Consider the following 17,150-nt stretch of genomic DNA (forward strand, 5'->3'; position numbering starts at 1 on the left):
GAATCTCAGGATGTCGACCGGAGGTCGTACACCGTGACCCCGCCGACGGTGCTCGACGTGAAGGTCGACTGCACCCATTCCTCGATCGCGGAGTTGGTGCCGCCCCGGCCGCCGCCCAGTCCGCCGCCGGCGATGTAGTAGCTGATGTCGCCGTCGGCCACGTACTGCTGGAACTGCTCCAGGGTGGGGTACGGGTCGCCGGAGAAGCCACCGATCGCCATCACCGCGGTGTGCGTGTTCAGGATGTACGGCGCCGCGGACTGTGCTCCCGAGACCGCCGCGGACCAGCGGGTGGCCGTCGCATTCAGCAGGTTGATCAGGTCCGCGCTCACCGTGGTACCCCCGCCGCCGAAGCCGCCGCCCGCACTACCGGCCGGCGGGATGACGCCGGTCCCCGCCTGTCCGGTGCCGCCGGCGGTGCCCTCGGCGGGCGCCTGGCCGTCGCCGGCCGCGCCGGCCGCCGACCCGTCCGGTGTCGTCTCCTGGCTGCCGGTGGTAGCCCGGTCCGGTCGGGCTCCTCCGCCGAAGCCGGCGCGGCCGGCGGCCGCGCCGAAGCCGCCGGCGGACGAGCCCGCGGGCCCGGAGGTCGGGATCGACCCGGAGTGCGCGGTGGCGGCGGTCGCGACGGTCCACGCGGCCGCCCCGGACAGCGCGGTCAGCGACCCGACCAGCAGCCCGACGACCGCGAACCGCCGCCACGCGCCGGCCGAGACCACCAGCAGGGCGGCGCCGAGCAGCGAGCCGACCAGCACGATCCAACGCAGCCAGGGCAGCCAACTCGAGTCCCGCGACAGCAGCACGAACGACCAGGCACCGGTGGTCGCGATCATCAGCGCCAGAATGGCCCGGACGACGTGGTTGCTGCGACCACGCCAGAGCTCGCGGCCGGAGATGGCCACCGTGGCCGCGACGAACGGCGCCATGGCCACCGCGTAGTACGGGTGGACGGTGCCTGCCATGAAGGAGAAGACCAGCGCCGACACCACCATCGCGCCGCCCCACAGGATCAGCCCGGCCCGGATCCGGTCGGTGCGGGGGAACCGCCGGGTGAACCACAGCCCGGCGAGTAACCCGATCAGCGCGGCCGGCAGCAGCCAGGAGATCTCGGTGCCGAACGAGCTACCGAACATCCGGCCCAGCCCGGTGGACCCGCCGAACCCCCCGTTGCCGCCGAATCCGCCGCCGGCCCCGCCGACGCCACCGGCTCCGGCGCCACCGGCGCCTCCGTCGGCGGCCGCGCTCTCCCGGCCGAAGATCCGGGCCAGCCCGTTGTAGCCGATGGCCAGCTGCCACAGCGAGTTGTCGGTGCTGCCGCCGATGTACGGGCGGGAATCGGCCGGCCACAGTGACACGAGCAGCACGTACCAGCCGGCGGAGACGATCAACGCGCCGCCGGCGGCGAGCAGGTGCCAGACCCGGGTCCACCACCCGGCCCGGCCGGCGACCAGGTAGGCCAGGGCGAAGGCCGGCAACACGATCAGGCCCTGCAGCATCTTGGTGAGGAAGGCGAAGCCGAGGGCGACGCCGGCCAACAGCAGCCAGCGCACCGCCGTCCGGCCGCGCTCGGTCTCGATCGCCCGGGCGACGAAGTACGCGGCCAGGGTCATCAGGAACACCAGCAGCGCGTCCGGATTGTTGAACCGGAACATCAGCGCGGCGACCGGGGTCAGGGTGACCAGCGTTCCGGCGATCAGCCCGGCGGCGTCCCCGGACCAGCGGCGGACGGCCGCCCAGACCAGGGCGACGGTGCCGACGCCGAGCAGGGCCTGCGGGATCAGCATGGACCACGAGCTGAACCCGAAGATCCGGCCGGACAACGCCATCAGCCAGATCGACGCCGGCGGTTTGTCCACGGTGATGGCGTTGGCCGGGTCGAGTGAGGCGAACAGCCAGGCCTTGACGTCCTCGGTGCCGGCCTTGACCGCGGCCGCGTAGAAGTCGTTCGCGTCACCGGAGGCGGACAGGTTCCACAGGTACAGCACCGCGGTGACGGCGAGCAGCCCCCACAGGGCCGGCCGGGCCCAGCGTGGGTCCCCGGTTGCGCCGAGGAACAGCCGGCCCGCCCGGCTGCGCTGCATCGGCGGGGGCGGCGGTGGGGGTTGGTGTGCGGGGGGCGGCGCCGCGGTCGCGGGTCCGTCGGTCAGGGTCGACATGGCTATTCCTCGGTGGTGGTCGCGGTGGCGGCAGATGAGGGGGAGGCGGCGGCCCGGAAGACCCAGCCGCGGAGCAGAACGAAGCGGACGACGGTGGCCAGCAGGTTGGCGAGCACAAGCACGACGATCTCGACGGGCACGCTGGGCACCGGGGTGATCGCGGTGAGCAGGGCCAGCGAGCCGCTGGTGATGGCCAGGCCGAGCAGGAACACACCGAAGCCCTGCAACTGGTGCCGGGCCACGCCCGCCCGCCCGCGGATGCCGAAGGTGAGCCGGCGGTTGGCCGCCGTGTTGGCGACGGCGGTGATGGCCAGCGCGAGGAAGTTCGCCGCCTGCGCGCCCATTCCTAGCCGGAACAGGAAGAACAGCACCAGGTAGGCCATGGTGCTGGCCACGCCGACGGCGACGAACCGCACCATCTGCTTGGTCATCCCCGTCGGCACCCCGGGGGTGGCCGGATCGAGCGAGCCGCGGCCGAGTTGCCGGCGCACGTCGGACAGGGGCAGCCGGCCGCCGGCCAGGGCCCGGCCCACCCGCCAGACACCGCGCAGGTCGTCCTTGGCGGTCTGCACGATGTCGACCCGCGAGTCCGGGTCGTCGGTCCAGTCGACCGGCACCTCGTGGATTCGCAGGCCGGAACGCTCGGCCAGCACCAGCAGTTCGGTGTCGAAGAACCAACCGGTGTCCTGCACCAGCGGCACCAATTGCTGGGCGACGTTGCGCCGGATGGCCTTGAAGCCGCACTGGGCGTCGGAGAACCGGGCGGCCAGGGTGCCGCGCAGGATCAGGTTGTAGCAGCGCGAGATGAACTCGCGCTTGGATCCCCGCACGACCCGGGACCCCCGGTGCAGCCGGGTGCCGATCGCCAGGTCGGAATGCCCGGAGACCAAGGGGGCCACCAGCGGCAGCAGCGCGGACAGATCGGTGGACAGATCCACGTCCATGTAGACCAGGACCTCGGCGTCGGACTCGAGCCAGACCTTTTTCAGCGCCCGGCCGCGGCCCTTCTCCGCCAGGTGCACCGCCCGCACCTCGGAGAACTGACCGGCCAACCGATCCGCGATCGCGGCGGTCGCATCGGTGGACGCGTTGTCCGCGATGGTGATCCGGAAGCTCATCGGGACCTGGGTGGCCAGGTAGTCATGGAGCCGCGCCACGCTGCGGGGCAGATCGAGTTCTTCGTTGTAGACGGGGACGACGATGTCCAGGGTCACCCGGGTGCGGGGTCGGTCCGGCTCGCCGTCCGGGGCGACATCCCCGGCCCGGCCGTCGGTCAGCGTCGCAGTCATGACCCTGACGGTGATGGACGGACCTGGGACGAAAGCGCGCTGCCGCTGTGCGGTTGCTATGCCCGAGGGCCCGCCTCGCGGTGGGGGCGGGCCCTTCGGCGCGGTGGACGCGGGCCGGGCGGCCGGCCCCGGGGTGGGTCAGGCGAGCGTCGCCGGATGCAGCCGGTCGTCCAGCCAGCCGAAGGCGCGGGCATCGAACAGGGTGCGGGCACCGGCCTCGCAGTGGTCGCCGGCGCCCTCGGCGGCGGTGAACCGGATGAGCTCCTTGTCGGCGACGGTCAGCGCCGCGAATGTCTGCGGCGCGGAGGCGCCGATCGCATCGCCCTCGGCGTGGGTGATCAGGGTGGGGCAGGTGATCTGCTGCGCGTAGCCGTCGAGCCGGAAGTCGATCATCGCGTCCAGGTAGGCCAGCGGGCTGTCCACCCCGTGCACCACCAGGCCGCGACGCAGACTCCAACCTGCGGTCGGCTTCTTGGCCGTCCCGTCGAGGATCTCGGCCAGCGCCACCCGGGCCAGCTTGTTGCCCTCCTCGTAGCCGTGGGCCAGCGGCTTGGGCATCCGCTCCAGGGCCCCGCCATACATGTCGTACGACCCGGAGTCGGCGATCAGGGCGGCCAACCGATGCTCCTGCGCAGCGGCCCGCGGCGCCAGGAAGCCGCCCAGGGACAGCCCGGCCAACGCGATCCGGGCCGGATCGACATCCGAACGGGACAGCAGGAAGTCGACCACCGGGGTGATCACTGTGGCCCAGTCGGGCCGCATCGTCAGACCCTGCTGGAGCAGCGCGGCTCCCTGGCCCGGCCCGTCGAAGATCAGCACGTTGTACCCGCGGGACAGGGCCGGTGCGGCGAAATAGAAGTAACACTCCTCGGCCGTGCCGTCGTACCCGCCCAGGGCGAGGACGGTCGCCCGGCGCACCCCGGTCTCGTCGGCGGCGCGCAGGAAGTACCCGGGCAGCGTCGTGCCCTCGAACGGGATCTGCACGACCTCCACCGGCGTGTCCAGCAGGGCCGCGGCGCGGCGGAACGCGGCGGTCTGCCTGGTGTTGCTCTCCGCCATCCGCGGGTCGACGGGCGTGCTGTACAGCATGGAGCCGCCGGTGCGCAGGTAGGTGCAGGCCCGCAGGAACGCCTTCCGCGCGCTGATCCGGTGGCCGGCCCGCTCCTGATCCTCGGCGAACGCGAACACCCGCTCGCCCAACGTGTTCCAGGCCTCGTACCAGGAGTCCAGGCTCTTCTCGTCCAGTCCGCGCATGGCCTGGACCACCTCGCCGATGTCGGCGCCCTGGTGGCTGGTCGCCCCGATCGCCCGGATCAACTGGGCGTCGAGCAACTCGTCGTCGAGCAGCAGCCTGGTCATCGGTTCGTCCTCTCGTCCCGTCCGGCCGGTGCCCGCCCGAACTGTGTCAGACAGGAAGCTGCCACAGCCGACTGTTACCCCGCTCTCAGCGGCTGAGAGCGGGCTAACAGTCGCCGCGAGCAGAGTGGCCCCGGTGCCGGCCGGCAGGTGATCGAGACGGCCGTCCATCGAGACCAGGAGGCGGCGATGACGCATGGATGAGGAACGGCGAGCCCGGTTGGCCGGGGAACGGTCGATCACGGTGGCGGATCGGGCCCTGGAGGCCGACGACGAGGTAGCCGCCCGGTCCGGTTACCTGGCCGCGGCCGGCCACTTCCGGCGGGCCGCCGCCTTCGCGACCGCGGCCGGCGACGACGGTGCACGGCGAGCGGACGAATCCGCCGCGGCCGCCGCCGAGCGGGCGGCGCGACCGATCGCGGGGTGAGAACTTCGACCTGACGTCAGATCCACTCGGGGGTGAACCGGGCGGGATCGCCGAGACCGAGCCGTTCACCGCTGGCCCAATAGGTCATGAAATCGTCGGGTGGGACCCGGTTCCGCAGATCGTCCAGCACCGCCGGGGTGAACTCGTGCCACGGCCAGTCCCGGCCCAGTCGCCGGTTCAACGCGGCGGACGCGCCGAGACAGCGGATGGCCTCGGCCGCATCCCCGGCGGCCGCACGGATCGAGGCGCGGGTTTCGATGGTGTCGCTGACGGCCAGCGCGCCCAGCCGGCGATGCGTCAGCAGCAGCTCGTCGGAGTAGCCCAGGGCGCCCACCGGGTCGCCGCCCATCAGGGTCGTCACGGTCAGCGTGACGAGCGCGAAGAGCGCGGCGATGTCGTTGCCCAGCGCCTCGTTGTCGCGCAGAACCTGCCTGGCCTCGGCGATCCCGGCCGACCGGTCGCCGGTGAGGCTCCAGTTCGCCGACCGGATCCCGCGCGCCGCCATGGTCAGGTGCGGGAGCTCGGCGGATCGGCCCAGCGCCAACGCGGTGTCGACGAAATCGGCGGCGACGTCCCAGATGTCACCGGTCCACGCCGCGGCGGCCGCCACCAGCAGGGCGGCGGCGACGTCGTCGCGTCGGTCCGCCGGGGCCGCGGCCAGGATCGGCCGGGAACCGCGCAACAGCGGCGCGGCCTCGTCGCCGCGGTGACGCATGGCCAGCACGCTTCCGGCCGCCGCATCGGCCAGGGCCCGGTCCGTCGGATCCGCCACGAGCCGGTCCGTGCTCGCCCGGAGCAGGGCGGCCCAGTGCTGCGCCTCGGCGAGCCGTCCCCGGTCGTACCAGTAGAGGAACAGCCCGTTGACGAGGCCGAACGCGGCCCGGTCGGGGTTGCGGACCAGCATCGATTCGAGAGTGGCGTGCAATGCCGCGGAATCGTCGTCCAGCCAGTGCAGGACGGCGGTGTGACCCGGTCGTCCGTCGATCGGCGCACCGGCCAGCCGCGCGGAAAACCATCGGTCGCGGGCGATCTCCACGGCCGCCCGCTCCCCGGAATCCAGCAGGTCGGCCGCGTGGGCGCGGATCGGCACCAGTTGGTGAAAGGTGGTCGGGCCGCCCGGCCGGGACGGCCGGCTCGAGGTGAGCAGGGACCGGTGCACCAGGCCGCCGACCAGGCTCAGCGCCGCATCCGGGTGCAGCGGCGGCCGTTCGCACAGCGCTGCGGCCAGATCGAGGGTGAACTGGCCCGGGATCACGGCCAACCGCCGGTGCAGGGCCTGCTCGTCCGCGCGAGCCAACCGGTACCCCCAGTCGACCGTCTCCCACAGCGAGGCCTGCCGGCGCGGCCCGGTGCCCGGCCGGGCCAGCTCGGCCGGATTTCGTTCCAGCGACCGGACGATCTCCGCCAGTTCGAAGGTCCGGACCTGGGCCGCGGCCAACTCGATGCCCAGCGGCAGGCCGCCGACGGCCCGGCAGATCCGCCCGATCAGCTCGCCGTCGGAACCGGACGGGTCGAGATCGGCCGCGGAGCCGACCCGTTCGACGAATAGCTGCTCCGCCGGGCCGGGCGCGGCGCCGGTGCCGTCGATCGGCAGCGGGCCGACCGGATGAATCAGCTCGCCCGCGGCATCCAGCGGTTCCCGGCTGGTGGCGAGCACCCGAACGCCGGGGCAACGCGCGACGATCTCGTCGACCACCTCAGCCGCCGCCGCGACAAGGTGCTCGCAGTTGTCCAGCACGATCAGGGTGGTGCGGTCGCTGAGGAAGTCGGTGACGGCCGCGACCGGGTTCCGTCCCGGCGGCCCGGTCAGTTCGAACGCGCCCGCGAGGGTGCCGCCGAGCAGATCGGCGCCGATCGGCGCCAGATCGACGAACCAGGCCCCGTCGGGGAACGACGCGTGCGCCGCGTGCCCGACCTCGACGGCCAGCCGGGTTTTACCCACGCCGCCCGGGCCGACCAGGGTGATCAGCGGCGTGCCGGCCAGCGCGCCGGTCAGCCGGGCGACGTCGGCGTCGCGTCCGATCAGCGAGGCGCGGCGCCGTGGCAGGGTGCCGGCCGTCACCGCGACGGGGCGCCGGCGGTCGAGGTCAGGGTCGTGGCCCAGGACGCGATGGTGGAGTTCCCGCAACTCCGTTCCGGGGTCGACGCCGAGCTCGTCGGCGAGCAGCCCGCGGATCCGCTGGAATGCGGTCAGCGCATCGGACTGCCGCCCCGCCCGGTACAGGCCGGTGATCCGCAACGCCCAGAGCCGTTCGCGCAGCGGATGATCCGCGATCAAGGGGTCGACATCGCCGATGGCCTCCTCCGGCCGGCCGAGGTCGAGCAGGGCTTGCACCCGGAGCTCGGCGACGTCCAGCCGCGCGGTCGACAGCCGGTGCCGGGCGGGCGTCAGCCAGCCGGTGTCGGGCACCTCCGCGTACGGTTCGCCGCGCCACAACGCCAGTACCGCCGCCGATCTGTCCAGCACCCGGTCGAACCGGCCGGCCGCGGCCCACTCCCGCAGCTGAGGGACGACCGTCCGCAGGTGGGCCGAATCAACGGCGGACGCCGGCAGGTCGAGTCGATAGCCCAGTGGTTCGCGGCGCAGCACCACCGGCTCGGCACGCGCCGCTCGGCCCGGTTCCAGTTCCTTGCGCAGCCGCCAGATCACCGACTCGAGCAGCTGCCCGGCCTTCGGCGGCGGCTGGGGTCCCCAGACCGCGTCGATCAGGATCGCCGGGGTGAGCACCTCGCCGACCCGGTTCGCCAGCGGGCTCAACACGGCGGCGAGCCGCCCGTTGCCGATGGCCGTCGGCAACCCGTCCAGCTCGACCATGAGCGGTCCGAGGTCCCGGATCTCCACCGCCTCAGCGTAGGACCGCGCTGAACAACCAGGCTCCGGCATCGCCAGATTGCCTGCGCGGTCCTACTGCCCCCATGGTGGCCTCGCAAGCTCGGCCGACTACCCGGGCGGGGGATCGCCGGCCCGGTGACGTTCCGTTCAGTGCGCCCGCCAACGCTCCCAGGCCGCCTGCCGGGTGGTGCCGGCCAGCTCGCCGACGCCGGCCCACGAACCGGCGGCCGCGGTGGACCGCGCGGCGATGCCCACGCACTCGCCGGCCACCGCCGTCATCCGCAGCAGATGCGTGAACGCGGCCGGTTCGCCGCGGTCGGCCAGGGTCCGCATGGCCAGTTCGGCCAGTTCGGCCAGCTCGTCGGAGTCTGCTCCGGCCAACTCCTCGCGGCTCCACATTCGACGGTTCCCTCCCGCTGCGTTCCGGTCGTGTCCGGACGACACTGCCGCAGCGGGCGGCCTGCTTCAAGCGAGGGCATCGACCGCGCCGCGGTACCGGGCGTCGTGGATGCCCGGCGGGGAGTCGAAACCCAGCTGCCACCGGGACCCGGGCCAGGCGTAGTCGACGGTGCCCGCCGCCGGGCGGTAGGCGGCGGTGTACAGCGTGCCGAACCCACGCTCGAACTCGGTGTTGTACAGCGGCGGTCGCAGGAAGGCGTCGACGACGTCGCCCCGGTGGGCTCCGGCATCGAGCAGATCGAACAGGGCCCGCTGGCGCTCCACGCTCCGGAACCGGGCCGCGTGCGCCGGGTCGAGCGGCGTCGTGCCGCGGTGGTTGGTCACCGCCGGCAGGTCGAACACCTCGGCCGGTCGGCCGGGCCGCACCAGCACCGTGCAGCTCCGGCCGCGCCGGTCGAGCAGCATCAGGTTGTAGGCCATGTGCACTGGCACCCGGCGCAGCACATCCACCCCATCGGCGATCGTCGCAGCCGTCTCCAGCAGGTAGCGGACCACCAGCGGAATACCGAAACCCGGTCCGCTGCCCCGCTCGCCGGCGAAGGTCAGCGACACGGCCAACCCGTCGTCGTTCATCCCGTCCAGCAGACCCCACAGGCAGTCGCCGGTGCCGATCACCCAGCGGTCGGCGAAACGGCTTGAATAGATCACCCTTTCGAGCAGATCCGGGTGGTAGTCGTAGTTGCGGACGAGCGTCGGCTCCGGGTGGCGCACCGCGAGCTGGGCGCAGCCGGGCAGGAACCGCGGTGGGTCGAACAGGGTCAGCATCCGGGCCGCGGTCGGATCGCCATCGGCCAGTTCGACGAGCCTGCGCCAGGTCGGGACGAGCTCGGGCATGAAGCGCCGCAACGCATCTGCCGCGCGGGTCAGATCGGGCCGGGCCGCGTCGCCGTCCTGCAGGTACCAGGACCGGTAGCCGGGCCACAGGGCCTGGAACAGCAGTTGCCAGCGCTCACCGGGCACGGGTTCGTTGATGTGGTGGAAGGTCAGCGAATCGGGGTGGGTCACGGTGTCAAGAGTTCCTTGACATCGAATCCTTGTCAAGGAGAGCCTGACATGGGTGATTCGGGACGGACGGACCGGCCGGACTCCGCCGCTGCCCTGCCCGTTCCCTGATCGGCCGCGGCCGGCGGGCCCCGAGCCGGCCGGGTCGGGGACGGGCGCGCTCGGACACAGCGCGGCAGCGACCGGCACCACCGCACGTGGGTGATTCGGGACGGACGGACCGGTCGCCGGGCGGGTGGCGCTCGTGGGCGGCTCAGTGGTGGCGGTGGTCGACCCGCGGTGCGCGGTGGCCGAAACGGGGCTTCCGCACGCCGCTGGATTCGATCAACCGCATCACCCGCTGCCGGTGCCCCCGCCACGGCTCGAGCAGCTCGAGCATGCCGTCGTCGTCGACCGGACGGCCGATCAGCGCCCAGCCGACCAGGGCGGGTAGGTGGTAGTCGCCGACGCTGACGGTGTCCGGGTCGCCGTGCGCGCGCTGCACGATCTCGGCCGCGGTCCAGACGCCGATCCCCGGGACGCTGCGCAGGGCCGCGGTGACGTCCGGGCCCCCGCGGCCGCGCTCGACGGTGCGCTGCAGGCCGTCGGCAACCTTGGCCGCCCGCAGCACGGTGGCCGCGCGCCCCGGGTCGACGTTCGCCCGGTGCCACTCCCAGGACGGGATGCGGCGCCACTGCTCGACCGCCGGCGCCACCAGCATGCCGGCGGGGGCGGGCCCGGGAGCGGGAGAGCCGAAGCGGGTCACCAGGTCTCGCCACGAGCGACGCGCGTCCGCGCCGACCACCCGCTGTTCCAGCACCGCCGGCACCACCGCCTCGAACACCACCGTGGTGCGGGGGATCCGCAGCCCCGGATGGGCGCGGCGGCTGCGCGCCAGCACCGGGTGGGTGCTCGTGTCCAGATCGGACCAGTCGTCGTCGGCACCGAGCAGTTCGGGCACCTGCGCGGTCGCCCACGCGGCTCCGGGCCCCCAGGCTGCGGACCGCACCTCGCCGCGGACCTGCGTGTCCAGGTGCAGCGTGACCGGTCCGGCTGGGGTGAGCGACGTGCGCCAGATGCCGCCGGGGTCGAACCGCATCGTCGGGTCCTGCGTGCCGCGGCGGATCGGCCACAGGGTCTGCGCCGGGTCGACCGGATGCGGGGGCAGCCAGGTGTTGACCAGCGGCTGGCCGGTGGAGGGCGCCTCGGTCACGCCCGCCACTGTGCCACGGCCGTCCGGCTCCGGGCCGCCCCCACGGAACTCCCGTCGGGTGAACCCCGGCGCCAGGTCGATCAGGAGTCGCGTTCGCCCGACGGGAGTTGCCATGCGGCGGCGGCGGCCGACGACGAGGCCGCCTCCGGGTGGGGGAGGTCACCGAGCGCCTCATCGCTCCGACACCGTCCGCACAGCTTCCGGACAGGCGCCCCCACCACCCTCGAACTCGGCCCCGCCGCGTCTCGGGCCGGCTCGGGCCGGCCGAGCCGGAACGCCGGGGGCCGCCCCTGGTCCGGCCGAGCAAGGAGCAACACATGACTCGCAACGACGAAGAACGTCCCGAACCGGACGCCGAGATCGGGCCGCCGGCTCGATCAGAGGCCACCGAGACGACCGGGACCTGGGCATTCATCTCGCCGTTCGCGGCCGCACCGGGCTCGTACCTGGCGCCCGTCGAGCCCGTCGAGCCCGTCGAGCCCGCCGGGATGCGGCCGGACCCGGTCGGGCAGCCGGGCATGGTCGATCGGCCGCCGCCCGCCGGGCCGGAGCGGCCGGAAGCACCGTCATGGGCAGACCCGGGCGGCTCGACCGCACTTCCTCCGGGTGACGGTCAGCCGCACCCATGGGCGGCTCCACCAGGATCGACGGCCGCACCGACCACCGACTTCGGCCGGCCGGAATGGGGATCCGCCCATCAACCCGGGTGGCAGAACGCGGCCACCGGCGCCGTCGGTGGCGGGTCGTGGGCACCCGAGGCGCCGCTCGGGCCGCCGTCGTCCGCGGGTGCCCACGGTGCACCGGACGTGGCGGCATCCTGGGGTGCACCGGCCGGAGCGGGTCAGCCGCCGACCTGGGGTGCGCCGGCCGCGCCGGATCCCGACAAGCCGCCGTCCCGGTGGAAGACCTGGCAGAAGGTCACCGCCGGCGGAGTCCTCGCCGGCGTCGTCGCGATCGGCGGCGTCGCCGCTGTCTCCGCGGCCAACGCCTCGTCGAACAGCGACACCACCCAGGCCGGTTTCAGCGGAGGTCCGGGCGCCGGGGGCGGAGAGACCGGGCGCTTCGACGGCGGCGGGATGCGCGGCGGGTCGGCCGGCGCGATGGCGCTGGCAAATGCGCTGCACGGTGACTTCGTGGTGTCGAGCGGCAGCGGCACCCAGACCATGCGCCTGCAGACCGGCGAGCTGACTGCGGTCGCCGCCGACTCCATCACGGTGAAGAGCGCGGACGGCTACACCTCGACGTACGCGATCGGCTCCGGGGTCGACGTCTCCGGCCTGACCCAGGGCGCCACGGTCCGGGTGCTGGCCACCGTGGCCGGCGACACCGCCAGCGCGACCGCGGTCACCTCGGGCAGCACCGGCGGCTTCGGCGGTGCGGCGGGTGCGGGTGAGTCCGGGTCCGGCCGCGGCGGATCCGGCCTGGAGCCACCCGAGGGCATGCAGCCGCCTGATGGCATGGAGCGGCCGCCGGGCCTGACGCCGCCCACCGGCGCCGATCAGGCGCCGCCAACCTCCTGAGCTCGGCCGTCCTCGCCGACCGATCCGGGTCGTCCCGGGTCGCGCAGATCACCCCGGGCCGGGGTTGACCAGCGCGACGGTCAGGGCGGCGACGGTGTCCGGGTCGTCCAACCGGTCACCGAAGAGCTCGCGCAGCTGACCGACCCGGTACCGGACGGTCTGCGGGTGCACGTGCAGCGCCCGTGCGATTTCGTCCCGCCGGCCGTGGTGGAGCAACCAGGCGCGCAGGGTTTCCACCAGACGATCGGCGCTGGCCGATCGGAGGCCGGCGAGCGGGGCGAGCACCTGGGCCCGCAGGTCGGCCAACGCATCGGGGTCGGCCGTGACGACCAGCGCCGTCAGCTGCTCCTCGGTGTCGATCAGCCCCCCGGCGCCGGGCAGCGTCAACCGCCGGGCCCGTAGCACCCGTTGATACGACAGCCGGGCCAGGGTCCAGGGTTTCGCCGGCCCGAGCGACGCGCTCAAGCCGCGCAGGGCCCGGGAGACGCCGGCCCGGCCGGCGCCATCGGCGTCCGGGACGAGCAGCAGGGTCAATTCCGACTGCTCGTCCGGCGCCAGCCCGGGCAACTCGTCGGAGCGCAGGGTGCGGTCGTCCAGGCTGGTCACCGCGCGGGATGCGTGTCCGGTGGGCAGAACGACCGCGGCCAGGGTCGTGGTCGGGCGCCATCCCGCGCGATCGGCGGCCTCGGCCAGGCGGGTTGCCGACTCGCCGGCCAGCAGGCCGCGGACCAACAGGTTCAGGTATCGCTCGCGAACCCGGCCGGTCGTGGCGAGCTCGTCGGTGTGGCCGGCGGCACTGGCGGCGGACAGCTCGTCGATGTAGGCGAACACGAGTTCGGCGAACCGGGCCATGGTGTCGGCCGCCAGATCGGTCTCGACGGCCGCCCGGGAGAACTGCCGCCAGGACTCCCGGGCGCCGATCCGGTAGGCGGCCAGCAGTGCCTCCATCGACCGGCCGGCCCGCGCCTCGCCCCGGCCCAGCGCGTACGCACCGTCGAGCACGGGCGAGCGCGGCCCCGCGGTGGCCCCGCTGGGCCGCGCCGCCACTTTGAGGAAGCCACCGAGGGCCAGCTCGACCGCCGATCGGATGTTCGCGCCGATCGGCCCGGACAGCGCGTCCGTGTAGGGCGGCACCTGTTCGATGATGGCCTGCACGGTCAGCTCGGCCACCGCCGGCAGCCGCGACCTCAGCAACGCGAGCGTTCGGTCGCCGAGGTCGAGGTCACCGGCACCGGTGGTGACCCGACCGCCGTCGTCAATACTCACCTTGAGTCACCTTTTGTTCGTTGCGAACAAGATCAGTCCGCTTTTTCACGTCGCCGACGCAGGAAACTAGTCGTCGACAACAGGCAGAGTAGCTCCTATGACCACAACCAACGGGGGAACAGAGCGCGACCGCGGGGTTCGCGACCGTCTGCGCCGCCGGCTGTGGTCGGTCGCCGATGCGATGGCCTCGCCCCGGCGCCCCGAGGACTACCTGGACATGTTCCACCCGCTGCGCCGTGGCGCGGATCTGCGGGGGAAGGTGGTCGCGGTCCGGCCAGAAGCCGGCGACGCGGTCACCGTGGTGCTGCGACCCGGTGCGGCGTGGCGACCCCACGTCCCGGGCCAGTACGTCCGGGTAGGCCTGGACGTCGACGGGATCCGGCGCTGGCGGTCGTACTCGATCACCAGCCCACCTGTCACCCCGGACGGCACCATCTCCATGACCGCCCGGGCGGTGCCCGGCGGGATCGTCAGCGCCCATCTGGCCCAGCGACTCGCCCCCGGCGACCTGGTGCACCTGGACCAGGCCTGCGGCGACTTCGTGCTGCCCGATCCGGCGCCGCCGAAGGTGCTGTTCATCACCGGAGGCAGCGGCATCACCCCGGTGATCGGCATGCTGCGTTCGGGCCTGCAGCGGCTCCGGGACGTCGTGCTGGTGCACTCCGACACCACCCAGGGCGACGTCCTCTTCGGTCCGGAGCTGCGGGAGCTGGCGGCGGGCGGCCGGATCCGGCTCGTCGAGAAGCACACCGGACAGGCCGGCCGGCTGGCCATGGACGAATTGCAGTCGCTGGTACCGGATCTGATCGAACGCGAATCCTGGGCCTGCGGGCCGGCCGGGCTGCTCGACGAGATCGAGACCTACTGGGCGGATCTGCATTCCGAGCAGCGCCTGCACACCGAACGGTTCCGGACGCGGCTGGCGGCCCCGGGCGAGGGTGGCACGGTCGAGTTCACGGTCAGCGGGGCGGCCGTCGAGTGTGCCGGGACATCGTCCATCCTGGATGCCGCGGAGGCGTCCGGCGTGCTGATGCCGTCGGGATGCCGGATGGGCATTTGCTTCTCGTGCGTCCTGCCCCTTCGTGACGGCACGGTCCGCGATCTGCGCAGCGGCGAGATCACCCGCGCGGCGCCGGGTGACGGTGTGCTGGTGCAGACCTGTGTGTCGTCCGCCGCCGGACCCTGCCAGATCGACAACTGAATCACCGCCATTCCTAGCAATCGAGGGAGCTCAGCAATTCGATGACCGTCATGCAGCGCAAGGACGTCAACCCCATCGCCCATCTGACCGCCGACGACATCACCGAGATCGGCCGCCGGCTCGACGTGATCCGGGCCGAGGTGGTCGAGTCCCGTGGTGAACGGGACGCCGCCTACATCCGGCGGGTCATCGACGTGCAGCGCAAGCTCGAGCTGGGCAGCCGGATCGTGCTGTTCGCCTCGCTTTTCCCGCCGGCCTGGATCCTGGGCACCGCGGGACTGTCGGTGGCCAAGATCCTGGAGAACATGGAGATCGGGCACAACGTCATGCACGGGCAGTGGGACTGGATGCGGGACCCGAAAATCCACTCGACCACCTGGGAATGGGACAACGCTTCCCCGGCCGAGCAGTGGAAGCACGCCCACAACGAACTGCACCACACCTACACGAACGTCATCGGCCGGGACAACGATCTCGGCTACGGGATCATGCGCGTCGACGAGGATCAGCGCTGGCACCCGATCTACCTGGCGCAGCCGCTGTGGTGCTTCATCAATGCCTGCTTTTTCGAGTTCGGCATTGCTGCTTACGATCTCGAGCTCGGCAAGAACCTGAGCTCACGCAAGCGCCGATCCGATCCGGAGTTCAAGGCCCGGACCCGGCAGGTGCTCCGCAAGATCGGCAAGCAGGCCCTCAAGGACTACGTGGTGCACCCGCTGCTGACCGGGCCGGCCTTCCTGAGCACCATGGCCGCCACCGCCACCGCCAACCTCGTCCGCAACCTGTGGACCAACTCGGTGATCCTCTGCGGCCACTTCCCGGAGGGCGTCGAGACGTTTGAGAAGCGTTCCATCGACGGCGAAACCAAGGCCGAGTGGTACCTGCGGCAGATGCTCGGCTCGGCCAACATCTCCGGCGGCAAGGCGATGCACATCATGACCGGCAACCTGTCGTACCAGATCGAACACCACCTGTTCCCCGACCTGCCCAGCAACCGGTATCAGGAGATCGCGCCGAAGGTGCGGCAGATCTTCGACGACTACGGGTTGCACTACGTCACCGGCCCGTTGCCCAAGCAGGTCGGCTCCGCCTGGGGCAAGGTGTTCCGGCTGTCGCTGCCGAACGAGCTCGCGGTCAAGCTGAAGCGGCGCCGGCCGGCCCGCGCCCTGCCGTCGCCCGGGATGCTCCAGCAGCGGCGGGCGGCCTACGGACTCGCCCCGCAGCCGGTCGCGGTCTGAGCCGGCTCACAGCACCTTCGAGCCGTACATCTCGCCGAGCGGGTCGGCGATCAACTCGATGCGGGCGCCGTCGGGATCGCGGAAGTACAGCGACACCTCGCTGTGTTCCACGAGCTCGACCCCCGCGTCGGTGAGCTTGTCCCGCAACCGCTCCCACTTGTCCGGGGCGACGCTGATGGCCATGTGGTGCAGGCCGCCGAGTACCTCCTGATAGGGGCCGACGTCCAGCCCCGGGAAGTCGAAGAACGCCAGCAGGTTGCCGTTGCCGATGTCGAAGAAGAAGTGTGACGATCCGGCGTAGTCCCGGTTCTCGATCAGTTCGGTCAGCGGGAACTCGAGCAGGTCCTGGTAGAACCGGATGGTTCGCTCGACGTCGCCGGCCAGTAGAGCGGTGTGGTGCAGGCCCCGGGCGGCCGACGCCGGCCGCTCGCCGGGCGGCATCAGGTACTGGTTCCGCAGGACCGCGCGCCGGTCTTCGAAGCTCTGTGGGTCCGCCGCTCCGCTCATCGCTGCCGCCCTTCCGTCGATGCCGGGCGAGTCGAGCCGCCCGTCTCCACATCAGTATGACCTGACGTGCCCGCCCGGCGTCGCCTGCGCAAAGGCGACCATGCCTCTGGTCATGCGGTGTCCCGGTCCGTGGATGATCCCAGGTAGCGACGCAGGGCGGTGGTCCTGCGGAGTTTGGCCAATGTGCGGGCCCTGGTCGGCCCGATGCTCCCGGTCGGGATACCCATCGTCAGGCTCAGTTCCCGGTAGCCAACTCCGGCCCGCGCATACATCCTTCCCAGCAACTCTCGCTGGGCATCGGGAAGCTCGGCCAGACCCTCCCGCACCGCCTGGTCGGCTTCGCAACGCAGAATGCGGGCGCTCGCATCCGGGCCGGTGTTCGATTCCACTATCCGACCCAACACCACCGGGTCCGTTGGGATGACGCGTCGCTCGGCTGCGGTCAGTCGCATCGCCTCGCGATGCGCCGTCGTCCTGAGCCATCCGGGTAGGGCCGCGGGATCGCGCAGGTCGTTGAGATGTTCCAGGCAGCGAATCCAAACGTTCTGCTCAACGTCGTGCACGCTGGACGACCCCAGCCGATGCTGGCGCGCGACGGCCCTGACCAACGGCGAATAGCGGCGCACGAGTTCGGTCCAGGCAGCTGAGTCGTTGCGCCCGGCCATTGCTATCAGTCGTTCGGTCTCGCGTCCGGGATCTGTTTCGTC

At 72.4% G+C, this 17,150-nt stretch carries 14 protein-coding genes; 4 read left to right on the plus strand and 10 right to left on the minus strand.

Annotated features, from left to right (window positions below):
• Nucleotides 1-5: 5 nt before the first annotated feature.
• The 3 genes from ACILSK_RS16645 to ACILSK_RS16655 all read right to left on the minus strand — a co-directional run bounded on the left by ACILSK_RS16645 (nucleotide 6) and on the right by ACILSK_RS16655 (nucleotide 4,801).
• Nucleotides 6-2,153: an ArnT family glycosyltransferase gene (locus ACILSK_RS16645; protein WP_395728293.1), complete on the minus strand. Its 2,148-nt coding sequence runs from the start codon at nucleotides 2,151-2,153 to the stop codon at nucleotides 6-8.
• 2 nt (nucleotides 2,154-2,155) lie between these two features.
• Complete coding sequence (locus tag ACILSK_RS16650) at nucleotides 2,156-3,442, minus strand: glycosyltransferase (RefSeq protein ID WP_395728294.1); 1,287 nt, start codon at nucleotides 3,440-3,442, stop codon at nucleotides 2,156-2,158.
• 138 nt (nucleotides 3,443-3,580) lie between these two features.
• Nucleotides 3,581-4,801: an alpha/beta hydrolase family protein gene (locus tag ACILSK_RS16655; RefSeq protein ID WP_395728295.1), complete on the minus strand. Its 1,221-nt coding sequence runs from the start codon at nucleotides 4,799-4,801 to the stop codon at nucleotides 3,581-3,583.
• 193 nt (nucleotides 4,802-4,994) lie between these two features.
• Between ACILSK_RS16655 and ACILSK_RS16660 the strand changes: the two genes are divergently transcribed.
• On the plus strand, nucleotides 4,995-5,225 hold the full coding sequence (locus tag ACILSK_RS16660; RefSeq protein WP_395728296.1) for a hypothetical protein: 231 nt from the start codon (nucleotides 4,995-4,997) through the stop codon (nucleotides 5,223-5,225).
• Nucleotides 5,226-5,241: 16 nt separating this feature from the next.
• Here the strand turns inward: ACILSK_RS16660 and ACILSK_RS16665 are convergent, their stop codons facing one another.
• The 4 genes from ACILSK_RS16665 to ACILSK_RS16680 form a co-directional block, all read right to left on the minus strand.
• Nucleotides 5,242-8,067 carry a BTAD domain-containing putative transcriptional regulator gene (locus ACILSK_RS16665; RefSeq protein ID WP_395728297.1) on the minus strand — a complete coding sequence of 942 codons (2,826 nt, stop codon included), beginning with the start codon at nucleotides 8,065-8,067 and terminating at the stop codon, nucleotides 5,242-5,244.
• A gap of 138 nt (nucleotides 8,068-8,205) precedes the next feature.
• Nucleotides 8,206-8,457: a hypothetical protein gene (locus tag ACILSK_RS16670; protein WP_395728298.1), complete on the minus strand. Its 252-nt coding sequence runs from the start codon at nucleotides 8,455-8,457 to the stop codon at nucleotides 8,206-8,208.
• Between the two features lie 66 nt (nucleotides 8,458-8,523).
• Nucleotides 8,524-9,522, minus strand: coding sequence for a C45 family autoproteolytic acyltransferase/hydolase (locus ACILSK_RS16675; RefSeq protein ID WP_395728299.1), 999 nt, complete (start codon nucleotides 9,520-9,522; stop codon nucleotides 8,524-8,526).
• A gap of 250 nt (nucleotides 9,523-9,772) precedes the next feature.
• The gene (locus tag ACILSK_RS16680) at nucleotides 9,773-10,711 is read right to left on the minus strand and encodes a DNA-3-methyladenine glycosylase family protein (RefSeq protein ID WP_395728300.1); all 939 of its coding nucleotides are present in this window, start codon (nucleotides 10,709-10,711) and stop codon (nucleotides 9,773-9,775) included.
• A gap of 317 nt (nucleotides 10,712-11,028) precedes the next feature.
• Here ACILSK_RS16680 and ACILSK_RS16685 point away from each other — a divergent pair, with 317 nt between their 5' ends.
• Nucleotides 11,029-12,231, plus strand: a complete 1,203-nt coding sequence (locus tag ACILSK_RS16685; protein ID WP_395728301.1) for a hypothetical protein — start codon at nucleotides 11,029-11,031, stop codon at nucleotides 12,229-12,231.
• A 48-nt stretch (nucleotides 12,232-12,279) separates the two neighbouring features.
• Here the strand turns inward: ACILSK_RS16685 and ACILSK_RS16690 are convergent, their stop codons facing one another.
• Nucleotides 12,280-13,491: a PucR family transcriptional regulator gene (locus tag ACILSK_RS16690; RefSeq protein WP_395728335.1), complete on the minus strand. Its 1,212-nt coding sequence runs from the start codon at nucleotides 13,489-13,491 to the stop codon at nucleotides 12,280-12,282.
• A gap of 103 nt (nucleotides 13,492-13,594) precedes the next feature.
• On the opposite strand from ACILSK_RS16690, the gene ACILSK_RS16695 reads away from it, so the two are divergent.
• Both ACILSK_RS16695 and ACILSK_RS16700 read left to right on the plus strand, forming a co-directional pair.
• Nucleotides 13,595-14,698, plus strand: a complete 1,104-nt coding sequence (locus ACILSK_RS16695; RefSeq protein ID WP_395728302.1) for a ferredoxin reductase — start codon at nucleotides 13,595-13,597, stop codon at nucleotides 14,696-14,698.
• A gap of 41 nt (nucleotides 14,699-14,739) precedes the next feature.
• The gene (locus ACILSK_RS16700; RefSeq protein WP_395728303.1) at nucleotides 14,740-15,936 is read left to right on the plus strand and encodes a fatty acid desaturase family protein; all 1,197 of its coding nucleotides are present in this window, start codon (nucleotides 14,740-14,742) and stop codon (nucleotides 15,934-15,936) included.
• 6 nt (nucleotides 15,937-15,942) lie between these two features.
• Here ACILSK_RS16700 and ACILSK_RS16705 read toward each other — a convergent pair whose 3' ends face one another.
• Both ACILSK_RS16705 and ACILSK_RS16710 read right to left on the minus strand, forming a co-directional pair.
• Nucleotides 15,943-16,443: a VOC family protein gene (locus ACILSK_RS16705; RefSeq protein ID WP_395728304.1), complete on the minus strand. Its 501-nt coding sequence runs from the start codon at nucleotides 16,441-16,443 to the stop codon at nucleotides 15,943-15,945.
• A gap of 110 nt (nucleotides 16,444-16,553) precedes the next feature.
• The gene (locus tag ACILSK_RS16710; protein ID WP_395728305.1) at nucleotides 16,554-17,108 is read right to left on the minus strand and encodes an RNA polymerase sigma factor; all 555 of its coding nucleotides are present in this window, start codon (nucleotides 17,106-17,108) and stop codon (nucleotides 16,554-16,556) included.
• Between the last annotated feature and the right edge of the window lie 42 nt (nucleotides 17,109-17,150).

This window comes from Nakamurella sp., assembly GCF_044224575.1.
In the GTDB taxonomy this organism is placed as follows: domain Bacteria; phylum Actinomycetota; class Actinomycetes; order Mycobacteriales; family Nakamurellaceae; genus Nakamurella.

Bases quoted from the DNA above. Each gene is read 5' to 3' on its own strand.
- ACILSK_RS16645 (WP_395728293.1), bottom strand. From the start codon at position 2,153: ATGTCGACCCTGACCGACGGACCCGCGACCGCGGCGCCGCCCCCCGCA.
- ACILSK_RS16650 (WP_395728294.1), bottom strand. From the start codon at position 3,442: ATGACTGCGACGCTGACCGACGGCCGGGCCGGGGATGTCGCCCCGGAC.
- ACILSK_RS16655 (WP_395728295.1), bottom strand. From the start codon at position 4,801: ATGACCAGGCTGCTGCTCGACGACGAGTTGCTCGACGCCCAGTTGATC.
- ACILSK_RS16660 (WP_395728296.1), top strand. From the start codon at position 4,995: ATGGATGAGGAACGGCGAGCCCGGTTGGCCGGGGAACGGTCGATCACG.
- ACILSK_RS16670 (WP_395728298.1), bottom strand. From the start codon at position 8,457: ATGTGGAGCCGCGAGGAGTTGGCCGGAGCAGACTCCGACGAGCTGGCC.
- ACILSK_RS16685 (WP_395728301.1), top strand. From the start codon at position 11,029: ATGACTCGCAACGACGAAGAACGTCCCGAACCGGACGCCGAGATCGGG.
- ACILSK_RS16695 (WP_395728302.1), top strand. From the start codon at position 13,595: ATGACCACAACCAACGGGGGAACAGAGCGCGACCGCGGGGTTCGCGAC.
- ACILSK_RS16700 (WP_395728303.1), top strand. From the start codon at position 14,740: ATGACCGTCATGCAGCGCAAGGACGTCAACCCCATCGCCCATCTGACC.
- ACILSK_RS16705 (WP_395728304.1), bottom strand. From the start codon at position 16,443: ATGAGCGGAGCGGCGGACCCACAGAGCTTCGAAGACCGGCGCGCGGTC.
- ACILSK_RS16710 (WP_395728305.1), bottom strand. From the start codon at position 17,108: ATGGCCGGGCGCAACGACTCAGCTGCCTGGACCGAACTCGTGCGCCGC.